Genomic DNA, 13431 nt, shown 5'->3' on the forward strand with positions numbered 1-13431 from the left:
GGGATGCTAGCTGGCCCTAACGCTCCTGTGGCGAGTGTCGACGAACTTTGCGCTCCGGTACGCCGTTGGGCCCGGTCGTGGACAACGCATAGGTCCCAATTGCGAAGGCGACCGCCGAGCCGTTGATTCCCAGCGCCGCTTTGCCGACGTTCGCCAGGTTGTCCTTGGGACCGTGATAGTTGGGGTCGAACGGCTGGCCCGCGCGGCCCTGCCAGGTCTTGGCCTCGGGGCCGCTCATCCGGTCCAGCGCACCGGAGCTGATGCCGCCGACCGGGATGCCCGCAGACATGAAGGGCCCGTAGTCGGATCTGCCGTTGAACTCCTCGGCTGCCGGTCGCTTGCCTGCCAAGTTCAGATATCCGGCGAAGGTCCGTTCGATACCCGCGGATCCCTCGGGGATGTCCAGCGGCGGTCGATTGGGATCCGGCTTGGCGGCCGACTGATCGCCGTCGAGCACGAAGTACCCGGCGTTGGGCGACGCAAGCATGTCGAAGTTCAGATACAGCGCGATGTCGTTGAGTTCTTCGGCGCTGCGGCCCTTGGCATACTCCAGCGAGCCTGCCAGCCCGTCTTCTTCGGCGGCCCAGAAGGCGAACCTGACGGCATTGTTGACCACCGGCTTCGGGCCCATCTGCAGCGCAGTTTCCAGGACCGCCGCCACTCCGCTGCCGTTGTCGTTGATACCCGGCCCCTTCGGCACACTGTCCAGGTGAGCGCCGGCCAGCACCACGTTCGCGGGATCGCCCGTAGCCGTCTGGGCGATGATGGTGCGTGAGCGCACCTTCGCGACGTTCATATCCAGCACCAGCGATATCGGCGACGAGTTGCGCCGCAGGAGCGTATCGACGCCCGAGTCGATGATGCCCACCGGAATGGACAGCTGCTCATAGTAATTGGGGGTGAACAAGCCCTCGCCCGCACCGGCCTGCATGGTGACCAGCAGTGCCGCGGCGCCCCTCTCCTTGGCGACGTTGTGCTTGTCGACCACCGAACACCCGGCGCCGTCGACCACGGCGATCTGTCCGTCCATCTTCAGTGTGCCGTAATCGTCCGCAGCACAACCGCTGGCCTTCCCCGACGGACGGATGACGTTGGCCTTGAGCCCATCCTTGGGCGTCTGCGCGAAATAGGAGGCCTGATCCACCGCATAGGGACGGCCCCCGATGACGACGAGCGGCTTACCCTCGGCCAAGACCTTGAGCCTGGACAACTCGGGAGCCTGCACCTCGAACCCGCGATCCTTCAACGCCTTTGTCACATAGTCGGCACTCGCGTCATAGCCCGGTGTGCCCTCGGCACGGTTTCCGCCGTTCGCATCGGCTGCCTGCTGTAGCTGTTGCAGATGTGCCATCATGGCGTCCACTGTTACCGAACGCGCAAGATCGGCGGCGAGATTCACATTGGGAGCCGCCGGCGCCCCGGCACCTGGCGCAGTCGGATGTGCGCAGCAGCTCGCCAATGCCGCGATCGCAAGCAGGGAGCATCCGCGCGCCAGCCCCCGGGCGCGAAACAACGCCATCAAAAAAACCTCAATGAAACCTCTTTGGAACCCCAGTGGACTTATGCGAATCGAGCAATCGCACACGCTACCGCACCAACGTTGGTTCCCAAGGCCTTTCGGGGCGTTGCAACGAAGCTGTTACCGCAGACTCGACGGGCCGAAGCGAGATGCCCCGGGAATGCGTCAGTCCTTCAGCTTGTGACGCGTGCGGTCCTCGTGCACGGGGACGCCGTTGCGTCCATCGATGCTCTGCGCGTACAGGCCGATGGTGTAGGCCACGCCACCCGCGTTGATCTTCAGCGCATCCTTGTTCACGTTGGCCAGGGTGTCACCGGCCTGGTGGTAATTCGGATCGAACGGCTGGCCCTCCTTGCCGCCCCAATCCTTCGCCTCCTCGGCCGACATCTTGTCCTCGGCGCCGGAGAAGATGCCACCGGTCGGGATGCCTGCCCTACTGAATGCGTCGTAGTCCGAACGGCCGTCGTAACCCGTGTCATGGGCCTTCTTGCCCTGCTCGGCCAGGTAGGCGACCTCGGTGCGCTCGATGCCCGCCGAACCCTCGGGGATGCGCACCGGAGCCTCGTTCGGGTCCGGCTCGTCGGACTGGTCACCGTCGTAGGTGAGGTAGGCGGCGTTCGGCGACCCCAGCATGTCGTAATTCAGATACAAGGCAATATTTTTCAGCTCGTCCACGTCAAGGGACTTGACGTAGTCGGTCGAGCCGATCAGCCCTTCCTCCTCCGCGCCCCAGAACGCAAACCTCACCGCGTTTTTGACGTCCGGGGTCGGGCCCAGCTGCAATGCCGTCTCCAGAACCGCGGCGGTGCCGGTTCCGTTGTCGTTGATACCGGGCCCCTCGGGAACGCTGTCAAGATGCGCACCGGCCATCACGACATCCGTCGGGGCGCCCGTCTTGGTCTGCGCGATCACATTGCGCGCCTTGACATCCTTGGTCTCGGCATCGACCTTGAGGACAACCTGGTCGGGGTGGGCCCGCAGATCGGCCCCGACGGACTTGGTGACACCCACCACCGGAATCTTCGGACTGGAATCCTCACCGAGCGTGCCGCCCGTCTGGTTCTCCTCGACGTTGTCCGCGATGATCACGGCGACAGCGCCGCGCTCGGCGGCCACACGCTCTTTGTCGGCGAACGGGCACGATCCACGATCCACCAGGACCACCGCACCCTTGACATCGAGTCCGTCGTAATCCTCGACGGTGCATCCCGGCGATTCTTCCGCGCGCGCGGCCACGAGTCGCCCCTGCACCTGGCCGCCCGGCGAGTACGACAGCACTCCGGCGTCGACCTTCTTGGGTCCCACCGTCAGATCCAGGGACTTGGCCTGGAAGTACTTGAAGCTGAATTCGGGGGTCTGCACGTCGAATCCCTTGTCCTTCAGGGTCTTCACAACGTAGTCGACACTCTGATCGAAACCGGGGGTGCCAGCGGCCCGGGTGTTCTTGTTCTTCTCGGCGATCCCTTGAAGCACTTCAAGATGCTTCACGACGTTGTCGACGGTCACCTTCTCGTGCAGGGAATGCGCGAAGCCGACGGCCTCCTGAGATGCGGCCTGCGGCGCCGAGCGGGGCGCATCGCCGCCGCTGTCCCGATCGCATGCCGTCACAGTCGCCAATGCACATGTCGCGGATACCGCGACCGCATACAAAACCCGCGTGGTCCCCATTGTTCTCCCTTGTCCCGACCTCAAACGTCGCGTCGCTGCACGACGACCAGGGCCGCAGCGAGCGTGATGACAACCACGGTAGCAAAGTAAACGAGGGACCCGGTGGTGCCCCAAACGAAGCGGACGCCGTCCGAGGTGTACCACGGTACACCGGTAAATCGGATGCCATTGGCAAAAGGAAGGAAGGGCTGCAACGCCTTTCCGGCATCAGTGAGCCAGCCCAGCATCAGTTCAAGGACCGTCGGCCACAACAGCAGTACCGCGACAGCACCTGCGGTGTGCTTCAGCAACACACCCACCGCCACCGCGAGAACCGCGCACAAGAACGCGTACGCGGTGACCGAGCCGATCGTGTTCCACACCCCGGTGCTGTCCAGCGCCAGGTTCGCACCAGCCACCGGGCCGGCCATGGCCCGCACCAACGCGATCGAGGTCAGCGCGGTGGCCGCGGTGACCACCGCCACCCAGCACCCCGCCACCAGCGCCTTGGCACCGATCACCGTCAGCCGGTTTGGCGAGGCCTGAAAGGTGGTTCTTACCATGGCAGTTCGATTCTCATTGGTCACTGTCATCGCGGCCAGCACCATCAGGAGCGGCACCCCGACCAGAGTCGCCCCGCCTGCGGCGTCACCGGGTGAAACGGGCGCGAACACGGAAGCCGAGCCGCCCTGCAGGCCCGCCAGTCCCACACCCAACGCCAGCGCGAGCAGGCTGCACCACACCGCGGACCGCGAGGTGCATACCTTGATCCGTTCGGCCGCGACGACCCCCATCAGTGCGTGCCCTCCTCGTCGGCCACTGCGCCTGTCGCTCTTCCCGCAAGCGGATCATCGAGCTGGCTGCGGTATTGGACGGCGTCGTCGGTCAACGACAGGTACGCGTCCTCCAGCGAAACCCGTTGCGGGGCCAGTTCGTACAACGTGACACCGAGACGTGCGGCAAGCTCGCCGACCTGCTCGATGAGAGCACCACTGATCTCGAGCACACCGTGCTCTCCCATGCGTTCCGCGCCCACTACCGAAAAGCCGCTTTCCTCCGCCGCCGAACGCAGGGTGTCGATCTGGGGGCTACGCACCCGCACCACATCGGCTCCGGCCCGGCTCACAAACTCATGCATGGACGTCGCCGCGATCAACCGTCCGCGGCCGATGACCACCAATTGGTCTGCCGTGTTGGCCATTTCGGAAAGCAGATGACTCGACACCAGCACGGTGCGCCCCTGGGCCGCCAAGCTCTGCATCAGCGTACGGATCCAGTGGATGCCCTCGGGATCCAGGCCGTTGACCGGCTCGTCGAACAGAAGCACCTGGGGATCGCCGAGCAGGGCGACCGCAATGCCCAAGCGCTGTGACATACCCAGGGAGAAGGTGCCCGCATGACGACTGGCGACGTCGGTCAGCCCGACCATCTCCAGCACCTCGTCCACCCGCTGGGACGCAATGTCATTGGCGGCGGCGATCCACCGCAGGTGATTACGTGCCGAACGGTTGGGATGAAACTGCTTGGGATCCAACAGCGCACCGACCTCGCGCAGCGGATGGTCGATCTCGTGGTACTGCTTGCCGCCGATCGTCGCGGTCCCGGAGGTCGGGCGAGCCAACCCGACGATCATCCGCAACGTGGTCGACTTACCCGCCCCGTTGGGCCCCAGGAACCCGGTCACGACGCCGGGCTCGATGGTGACGGAGAGGTCGTCGACCGCCGGGGTCTGCCCATAGACCTTGGTCAGCGACCTCAGTTCGATCATGCGGCCCACTATGCCAGCTATTGCCAGGCCGGTCCGTCCGGAGCCGGGCTGGAGGCCTGCGCCCAGAATCGCCGCGGTATGCGACCCGCGTGACGCGCGAGGTGGCCGGCGGTTACCGCTGCCGCCATGGCCGCGGCCATGCGTTCTGGATCGGCGGCGCGGGTCACGGCCGTCGCAAGCAGCACGGCGTCGCACCCGAGTTCCATCGCCAGGGCGGCGTCGCTGGCGGTGCCGATACCCGCGTCCAGGATCACCGGCACGCTTGCGGACGCCACAATCATCTCGATGTTATGTGGGTTGGTGATGCCCAACCCGGTACCGATGGGCGCCCCGAGCGGCATGACGGCCGCACATCCCACGTCTTCCAATCTGCGGGCCAGCACCGGATCGTCGGTCGTGTAGGGCAGTACCACGAAGCCGTCGTCGACGAGCTGCTCGGCGGCGCGCACCAGCTCCACGGCATCGGGCAGCAGCGTGCGTTCGTCGGCGATGACCTCCAGCTTGATCCAGTTGGTCTGCAGTGCCTCGCGGGCCAGCTGTGCGGTCAACACCGCCTCCGCGGCGCCGCGGCATCCCGCGGTGTTGGGCAGCGGCACGATGTCGAGCCGCTTGAGCAGATCCAAGACGCCGGTGCCGCCCGCGACGTCGACACGGCGGATCGCGACAGTGGTCAACTCGGTGCCGGACGCCAGCAGCGCGCGTTCCAGAATCGAGAGGTTGGCGGCGCCGCCGGTGCCCATGATGAGCCGGGACCCAAAGCTGCGGCCCGCGATACAGAGTGATTCATCCACGCTCTTATCCACCCTGCACCGCCGTCACCACTTCAATCGTTGCCCCCGCGGAAACCACGGTGTCCCAATCGGATTTGGGCACCACGGTGTGATTGACGGCCACCGCGATGCCGCATTCGGGAAAGCCCAGCTGGTCGAGCAGCTGCCAGATGTTGGCGCCCTCGGCGACCTCACGCGCGTCACCGTTTACCTGGATGTTCATCGGGCCTCCTGACTGTGTGCCTTCTCAAACCGGCGGGGATCAACGGCGGTCGGCGACTCGCCACCGTCGAGCAGCTCCCCGATTGTCTTCGCCGTCCACGGCGCCAGCAGGAAGCCGGAACGGCCATGCCCGGCCGCGACGAGGACGCGGTCGTCGATCCTGCCCACCATGGGCAGGTTGTCCTCGGTCATCGGACGCAGACCCGCCGCGCATTCCGCGAACTCGTACTCGCCTAGGCAGGGCAACACCGTGCACGCGTCATCGAGCAGATCCCGCACTCCCGCGACGGCGGGTGCGGTGTCGTGGCCATGCTCGTACTGTGTGGCCCCGACGACGACGCCGTCCTCGCGAGGCACCAGATAGACATGGCGCCCGCGCACCCGGGCCCGAATGACGTGCGCCGGTGGTGGCATCGCGCCGGGCCGTCGTCGCAACCGCAATACCTCGCCCTTGACCGGGCGAACCGGCAGGTCCGCCAACGTCGACGCCTGCACCCCGTTGGCGATCACGACTTGGTCCGCGGACACGTCGTCGACCTGGCTGACCGCCGGCTCCCGGCGCACCTCGAGCGCCTGGCACTCCGCGGTGAGCACGTGCAGCACCGCGCGATTGTCGACGGCCAGTTCCTCGGGCGCGGTGAACCCGCGACGGATGTTCTGTGCCAGCAGTGGCTCGACATCACGGGCGTTCGCCGTCTCGGCCACGGTGTGGCCACGCCCCGCCAGCCAGCCCACCATGGTCCGCAGCTCGCCGACATCGGCGGTGTCGATCGCCACGGTGAGCGAGCCCCGTGCGGTGATCACCTGCTCGTCGATGAAGCCGCCGCGCCACAGCCCGAGGGACTCGATTCCCAGGTCCAGCAGGTCGTCCTCGCCCGGCCAGGCCTCGCTGTAGGGCGCCAGCATGCCACCGGCCACCCACGACGGACCCTCGCGGCCGTCGTCGTGCAGGGTGACCTGCCACCCGGCGCGGGCGGCCTCACGTGCCACGGAAAGCCCGATGACGCCGCCGCCGATGACGGCCAGCGAGCCTTGTCGAGACGACATCACGATCGGAGCCAACTCCCTTCGCCGGCATGACCCGGATCAGGTACGACGGTCAGAGCCGGGATAGGCGGCCCACTCTCAGCCCCATTGCCCTGGGGCTCCCGCGTTACTTACCCCTACAACGCTAGCGTCTTCGACTATGCACCCGCGTTCGGCCCGGCTTGGGTCCGCTCACCTCTATCTCTGCACCGATGCGCGTCGCGAGCACGGTGACCTCGCCGAGTTCGTGGACGCTGCCCTCGCCGGTGGAGTGGACATCGTGCAGCTGCGCGACAAGGGATCGGTGGGCGAGCAGCAGTTCGGCAGGCTGGAGCCCACCGCGGAACTGGAGTATCTGGCGATCCTGAGCGAGGCCGCGGCACGTCACGGCGCGCTGTTCGCGGTCAACGATCGGGCCGATATCGCCCGAGCAGCGGGTGCCGACATCTTGCACCTAGGCCAAGATGACCTGCCCCTTTCGGTCGCACGGGAGATCGTCGGACCCGATGTGTTGATCGGCCGTTCCACACACGATGCCGCACAGGCGCGTGAGGCGGCCGATGCTGCCGACGTCGCCTACTTCTGCTGCGGACCCTGCTGGCCGACACCCACCAAGCCGGGCCGCACCGCGGCCGGCCTGAGCCTGGTGCAGGCCGCGGCGAGCCTTGGCACCGCCAAGCCCTGGTTCGCGATCGGCGGCATCGACCAGGCGCGAGTGCCCGAGGTGGTGGCCGCCGGAGCCTCACGGATCGTGGTGGTGCGGGCGATCACGGCCGCGGTCGATCCTCGTCAAGCCGCGGCATCCCTTCGCGACCCGGTTCACCGAGCGCATACCGCACGCAGGTAAGTCACCGGAATCACCTGCACCCGGTATGCACTCGGCGTGGGTGCCCGAGCGTCAGGGCCAGATCTGAGCCGGGGCCTCCGGATACTTCGCCTTCCAGCCGGCCCACTGCTCGACGGTGGGCCCGATCGCGCTCTCCAGGACGTTCCACTTGGGTCCGGTCTTCTTGAGCAGACCCTCATAGCGCGGGGAGTTGGGATCGCCGGTGTCCCGCAGCTGGCCGTCGATGAGCGCCCAGTCGCTGGCGCTCTTGAACGTCTTCACATCCAATTTGACGGGTTTACCCAGCTCGGCCTCGATACGAGCGAGTGCCGTCGCTACCACCTCGTTGCGGTTGTCCGGCCCGCTCTCGGTCTTCTCCGAGCTGCAAGCGCCCATCGACAGGCCGATCGTCATCGCCAACAGGACAAGCAAGCCAGTGCGCATAGCCAAACGCTACGGGAGTTGCCAGGCGAAACGCCCGGGCTCGAGCTCGATAGTGCCCGGCCCGGCCAAGCCGTTCGACGCGCCCGGCAACGTCTGGACAACCCGCAACAGCGGCCACGCCGACTTGAATCCGGGATGCAATCGCATGCCCTCGATCTTTTCCTCGGGCACCCACCGCAGCTCGGTGCTCTCGTGATTGGCGGCCGTCGGCAACAATTCGGCCGCGTCGGCGATCACCGTGGTGTAGGTCCAATGCGCCTGACCGTCAATGCGTTTGGTCACCACCGAGGAGCGGATGGTCATCGCACCGGGATCGATCCCGGCCTCCTCGGCCGCTTCTCGCACGGCGGCCTCCTCGACGGACTCATGGCTATCCCGCGCACCTCCCGGCAACGCCCAGGTACCACCCTGATGGCTCCACCAGGCGCGGTGTTGCAGCAGTACAGCGGGCCGGCCGGTCGCCAGCGGCGCACGCAGCAGCAACCCCGCCGCGCCGAAGCGCCCCCAGAATCGCGCACCCGTGTCAGCGACAACCCATCCGTCACCGTCGCCACGCACAGAGTCCACAGTAGAGCCACCAATCCCTAAATATGCTCTTAGACTTCCCATTAAGGCCGGGGAGAGGAAGGTAAGAGGTGACTGTCGGGACGCCGCGGCTAGCGCACCCGTCGACCGAGCCCGTCGGCGCGACGACAACCGTCGTGCCGGCTCATCCGTGGTGGTGGTTTCTCAAGTCCACACCCGGCAAGATTCTGCTGCTCGGCATTGCCCTCGCCACCGCCGGCGTGCTGTCCGCGGTGGCCACCTCGGCGAGCGTGCAGAACCGGCAACTCGCCCTGAGCACGGTGCTCAACCACACCGAACCATTGGCCTTCTCGGCCGGACAGCTGTACAGCACACTGTCGGTCGCCGACGCCGCCGCGACCACCGCCTTCATCGCGGGTACCGAGCCGCAGGGGGTGCGGGAACGGTACGAACAGGCGATCACCGATGCCTCGACCGCGCTCGTGGCCGCTTCCAGTGGGCTCACCGATAGACCGATGCAAGAGCTGCTGAGCCGGATCAATGCCGAGCTGTCGGTGTACACCGGATTGATCGAGACGGCACGCACCAACAATCGGGCGAGCAATCCGGTCGGCGCCTCCTATCTGAGCGAGGCGTCCTCGTTGATGCAGCGCACGATCCTCCCGGATGCGCAGCTCCTCTATGAGGAAACGTCCAACCGCGTCGACCAGGAGACCAGCTCATCGACGCGGGTACCTTTCCCGGTCATCCTCATCGTGCTGTGCACCATGATCGGCGGGGTCTTCGGCCATCGCTGGCTGTCCAAGCGGACGCGGCGCATGATCAACCCCGGCATGCTGGCCGGCGGATTGGCCCTACTGCTTATGGTGGTTTGGGTGGGTATCGCACTGGCCGTCTCCGCCTCGTTGGGCACCGAGGCGCGCAATGGCGGCGCTCATTCACTCAAAACCATCACCCAACTGGTCATCTCGGCCCAGCAGGCCCGTGCCGACGAGACACTTGCGCTCATCCGCCGTGGCGACGAGAGCGTGCGCAAGAAGTCCTACTACGACCGCATCGACGAGATGGAACGCAAGATCGGCGACTACCTGTCGAATCCGGACGCCATTGCCCGCGCCGACCTGGAACGCGCCCAACAGCTGCTCACCAAGTGGCGCCAGGCCGATGATCGGATCAACGCGTACATCGGGGTGGGCAACTACCAGGCCGCGACCCAGGTGGCCCTGGGCAGCAGCGAGTCGGACTCGACGCCGGCCTTCGACAGCCTCGACGCCTCGCTGCGCAACGGTGCGCAGGACAGTCGCCGCCAGCTCCGGTCGGGAGTGCTCAATGCCGAACGCGCGTTGACGTTGTCGTCCGCGGGTGCCTTGATTCTCTCGGTGGGTGGCGCGATATGTGTGGGAGTCGGCCTGTGGCCGCGGCTGAGCGAGTACCGATGATGCGGCACGCGAAGCGGCTCGGGGCACTGGCGATCACCGCCGCCGTATTGGCGGGCTGCTCGTCGCCCGAGAACTCCACGCCGCTGCCACAACTGACCGTGCCGCGGCCGACCCCGGCGGAAATGACCGAGCAGGAGCCCAATCGCGCGCTGGTGGACAAGGTGGACACCTCGTGCGACCCCACGGCGAGTCTGCGGCCCACCAACGACCGGGTCGCCAATGACGACGCGGTCGCGGCGATCCGCAAGCGCGGCCGCCTCGTCGTCGGGCTGGATATCGGCAGCAACCTGTTCAGCTTCCGCGACCCGATCACCGGTGAGCTGACCGGATTCGACGTCGACATCGCAGGCGAGGTGTCCCGCGACATCTTCGGTACCCCCGAGCGGGTGGAGTACCGGATCCTGTCCTCCGCGGACCGCATCGCCGCGCTGAAGAACTCGACCGTCGACATCGTGGTGAAGACCATGACCATCACCTGCGCGCGCCGCAAGGAGGTCAATTTCTCGACCGTCTACCTGATGAATTACCAACGGATTTTGACGGCCCGCGACTCGGGCATCACCAACGCGCAAGATCTGTCCGGCAGACGCGTGTGCGCCGCGCGTGGAACCACCTCACTGAATCGGCTCTCACAGATCACGCCGCCCCCGGTCATCATCTCGGTGGTGACGTGGGCCGATTGCCTTGTGGCACTGCAGCAGCGGCAGGTCGACGCAGTCAGCACAGATGACTCCATTCTTGCCGGACTGATGTCCCAGGATCCGTATCTGCACATCATCGGACCGAACATGAGCGATGAGCCCTACGGGATCGGCATCAAGCTGGACAACACCGATCTGGTCCGATACGTCAATCGCACCCTGGAACGCATCCGGCGCGATGGGACGTGGAATGCCTTGTACCGCAAGTGGTTGAGCGTGCTGGGCCCCGCCCCGGCACCTCCGAGCGCAAAGTACCGGGACTGATGAGCGACGAACCGGACAACGTGGACGATCTGGCCGATGATTCCTCCCCGGCCGAGGGTCCGGGCACTCAGCCCGCCTCCCTGGCCGACCTGGATGTCGACTCTGCCTCGACGATGCGGCCCATTTCGACCCAGGCGGTGTTCCGTGCGCCGGACTCCACTCAACCGACGACGCAGCCCACCACTCGGCCCGAGGTGCGTGCCACCACCACCCGGGTGAGACTGTCCCCCACCCGGCGCCTGGGCGGCGGGCTGGTCGAGATCCCCCGGGTTCCGGAAATCGACCCGCTGGCTGCCCTGATGACCAACCCCGTCGTCGAGGAGTCCAAACGGTTCTGCTGGAACTGCGGCAAGCCGGTCGGACGTTCCTCACCCGACGGACCCGCCCAGAGCGAGGGCACCTGCCCCGCCTGTGGTTCCAGCTTCTCCTTTCTGCCACAGCTGAATCCGGGCGACGTGATCGCCGGGCAGTACGCCATCAAGGGGTGCATCGCGCACGGCGGTCTGGGGTGGATCTACCTGGCGGTGGACCGCAATGTGAACGATCGACCGGTGGTGCTCAAGGGCCTGGTGCACTCCGGCGATGCCGAGGCGCAGAACATCGCGATGGCCGAGCGACGCTTCCTGGCCGAGGTGGCGCATCCCTCGATCGTGAAGATCTTCAACTTCGTCGAACACCCGGACCAGCACGGCAATCCGGTCGGGTACATCGTGATGGAGTACGTGGGCGGAACCTCACTCAAACAACCCAAGGGCAGCACCCTTCCGGTCGCACAGGCGATCGCCTATATGCTGGAAATCCTGCCCGCACTGGGCTTCCTGCATTCGGTGGGGCTCACCTACAACGACCTCAAGCCCGAGAACATCATGGTCACCGAGGAGCAGCTCAAGCTCATCGACCTGGGTGCGGTGGCCGCAGTGAATGCCTACGGAAACCTGTACGGTACACCCGGTTACCAGGCACCCGAGATCGCCAAGACCGGTCCCACGGTTGCCTCGGATATCTACACGGTGGGACGGACCCTGGCGGTGCTCACCCTGAGAATGCCGACCCGCAAGGGCCGATACAAGGACGGACTGCCGAACGAAGACCCGGTGCTCGCCCGATACGACTCGTATCACCGGTTCCTGCGACGTGCGATCGATCCCGATCCGTCGGCACGATTTGGCAGCGCCGAGGAGATGGCCACCCAGCTGGTGGGAGTGCTGCGTGAGGTGGTGGCGCTGGATTCGGGTACTCCCCGGCCCGGTATGTCCACGCTGTTCAGCCCGTCCCGGTCGACATTCGGGGTTGACCTGCTGGTCGCGCACACCGATGTGTACGTTGACGGGCTTGCCCATCCGCCGAGCCTGACGGCGCCGGATATCGTGACGGCCCTTCAGGTTCCACTGCTTGACCCCACCGATGTGGGTGCCGCGATCCTGCAGGCCACCGTGTTGAGCCAGCCGATTCAGACCCTCGAATCGCTGAAGGCGGCACGACTGGGCCGCATCGACGCCGACGGCGTGGACCTGACCGAGTCGGTGGAACTGCCGCTGATGGAGGCCCGCGCGCTCCTGGACCTCGGCGACGTCGCCAAGGCAAACAGCAAGCTCGACCAGCTCGAGGACCGAGTGGGCACCCCGTGGCGGCTGACCTGGTACCGCGGCATGGCCGCACTCCTGAACGGCGACTACGACCAGGCCACCAAGCATTTCACTGCCGTGCTGGACTTCTTGCCGGGTGAGATCGCCCCCAAGATGGCCCTGGCCGCGACCGCCGAACTCGCCGGGGACGAAAAGAATCTCGACCTCTACCGCACCGTCTGGTCGACCGACAACAGCGTCATCTCCGCCGGATACGGATTGGCCCGCACCCTGGCTGCGCGCGGAGAACGGGCAGAGGCGGTACGCATGCTCGACAACGTGCCTCCCACGTCGCGTCACTTCACCACTGCGCGCCTCACCAGCGCGGTGACTCTGCTGTCCGGTCGCACACTCTCGGAGGTCACCGAGGACGATATTCGCGAGGCCGCCCGCAGGGTGGAGGCGCTACCCGAGACCGAGCCGCGCGTGCTGCAGATCCGGGCGCTGGTGCTGGGCACGGCGCTGGACTGGATCAAGACCAACCATTCGACCGGGCACCACCTCCTGGGTGTTCCGTTCACCAAACGCGGTCTGCGCCAAGGAGTTGAGCGAAGCCTGCGGGCGCTAGCCCGCCGGGCCACCGAACGCGCCCACCGCTATGCGCTGGTCGATCTGGCTAATGCCACGCGCCCGACATCGCTGCTCTGAGCCAGGC

Annotated in this window: 13 protein-coding genes and 1 riboswitch; of the genes, 4 read left to right on the forward strand and 9 right to left on the reverse strand. The window is 66.3% G+C overall.

Annotated features, from left to right (window positions below; all coding sequences use genetic code 11):
- Positions 1 to 16: 16 nt before the first annotated feature.
- The 7 genes from MYCSP_RS20000 to thiO all read right to left on the reverse strand — a co-directional run bounded on the left by MYCSP_RS20000 (position 17) and on the right by thiO (position 6973).
- Positions 17 to 1519, reverse strand: a complete 1503-nt coding sequence (locus MYCSP_RS20000) for a M28 family metallopeptidase (protein WP_088414876.1) — start codon at positions 1517 to 1519, stop codon at positions 17 to 19.
- A 165-nt stretch (positions 1520 to 1684) separates the two neighbouring features.
- Entirely contained in the window at positions 1685 to 3187 is a 1503-nt protein-coding gene (locus MYCSP_RS20005; protein ID WP_088414878.1) for a M28 family metallopeptidase, read from the reverse strand.
- A gap of 20 nt (positions 3188 to 3207) precedes the next feature.
- The gene (locus MYCSP_RS20010; protein ID WP_088414880.1) at positions 3208 to 3960 is read right to left on the reverse strand and encodes an ABC transporter; all 753 of its coding nucleotides are present in this window, start codon (positions 3958 to 3960) and stop codon (positions 3208 to 3210) included.
- Positions 3960 to 4934, reverse strand: coding sequence for an ABC transporter ATP-binding protein (locus MYCSP_RS20015; protein ID WP_088414882.1), 975 nt, complete (start codon positions 4932 to 4934; stop codon positions 3960 to 3962). Before MYCSP_RS20015 ends, MYCSP_RS20010 begins: the two co-directional genes overlap by 1 nt.
- 17 nt (positions 4935 to 4951) lie before the next feature.
- The gene (gene thiG / locus MYCSP_RS20020; RefSeq protein WP_234809197.1) at positions 4952 to 5674 is read right to left on the reverse strand and encodes a thiazole synthase; all 723 of its coding nucleotides are present in this window, start codon (positions 5672 to 5674) and stop codon (positions 4952 to 4954) included.
- 55 nt (positions 5675 to 5729) lie between these two features.
- Positions 5730 to 5927: a sulfur carrier protein ThiS gene (gene thiS, locus MYCSP_RS20025; protein WP_070909054.1), complete on the reverse strand. Its 198-nt coding sequence runs from the start codon at positions 5925 to 5927 to the stop codon at positions 5730 to 5732.
- Positions 5924 to 6973 carry a glycine oxidase ThiO gene (gene thiO, locus MYCSP_RS20030; protein ID WP_083018240.1) on the reverse strand — a complete coding sequence of 350 codons (1050 nt, stop codon included), beginning with the start codon at positions 6971 to 6973 and terminating at the stop codon, positions 5924 to 5926. The genes thiS and thiO overlap by 4 nt, the downstream gene beginning before the upstream one ends.
- Positions 6973 to 7088: riboswitch (TPP riboswitch) on the reverse strand. (Overlaps the previous gene by 1 nt.)
- Positions 7089 to 7112: 24 nt before the next feature.
- On the opposite strand from thiO, the gene thiE reads away from it, so the two are divergent.
- Entirely contained in the window at positions 7113 to 7799 is a 687-nt protein-coding gene (thiE, locus tag MYCSP_RS20035; RefSeq protein WP_070909053.1) for a thiamine phosphate synthase, read from the forward strand.
- A gap of 51 nt (positions 7800 to 7850) precedes the next feature.
- Here the strand turns inward: thiE and MYCSP_RS20040 are convergent, their stop codons facing one another.
- Entirely contained in the window at positions 7851 to 8222 is a 372-nt protein-coding gene (locus MYCSP_RS20040) for a hypothetical protein (protein WP_083018187.1), read from the reverse strand.
- Positions 8223 to 8231: 9 nt separating this feature from the next.
- The gene (locus MYCSP_RS20045; RefSeq protein ID WP_070909957.1) at positions 8232 to 8780 is read right to left on the reverse strand and encodes an NUDIX domain-containing protein; all 549 of its coding nucleotides are present in this window, start codon (positions 8778 to 8780) and stop codon (positions 8232 to 8234) included.
- A 77-nt stretch (positions 8781 to 8857) separates the two neighbouring features.
- Here MYCSP_RS20045 and MYCSP_RS20050 point away from each other — a divergent pair, with 77 nt between their 5' ends.
- The 3 genes from MYCSP_RS20050 to MYCSP_RS20060 are packed head-to-tail and all read left to right on the forward strand — an operon-like array spanning position 8858 to position 13424.
- Positions 8858 to 10186, forward strand: coding sequence for a hypothetical protein (locus tag MYCSP_RS20050; protein ID WP_070909051.1), 1329 nt, complete (start codon positions 8858 to 8860; stop codon positions 10184 to 10186).
- The gene (locus tag MYCSP_RS20055; protein WP_083018185.1) at positions 10183 to 11151 is read left to right on the forward strand and encodes a glutamate ABC transporter substrate-binding protein; all 969 of its coding nucleotides are present in this window, start codon (positions 10183 to 10185) and stop codon (positions 11149 to 11151) included. Before MYCSP_RS20050 ends, MYCSP_RS20055 begins: the two co-directional genes overlap by 4 nt.
- Positions 11151 to 13424, forward strand: a complete 2274-nt coding sequence (locus tag MYCSP_RS20060) for a serine/threonine-protein kinase PknG (RefSeq protein WP_088414884.1) — start codon at positions 11151 to 11153, stop codon at positions 13422 to 13424. Before MYCSP_RS20055 ends, MYCSP_RS20060 begins: the two co-directional genes overlap by 1 nt.
- The last annotated feature ends 7 nt before the right edge of the window (positions 13425 to 13431 follow it).

Source organism: Mycobacteroides saopaulense (assembly GCF_001456355.1).
GTDB classification, from domain to species: domain Bacteria; phylum Actinomycetota; class Actinomycetes; order Mycobacteriales; family Mycobacteriaceae; genus Mycobacterium; species Mycobacterium saopaulense.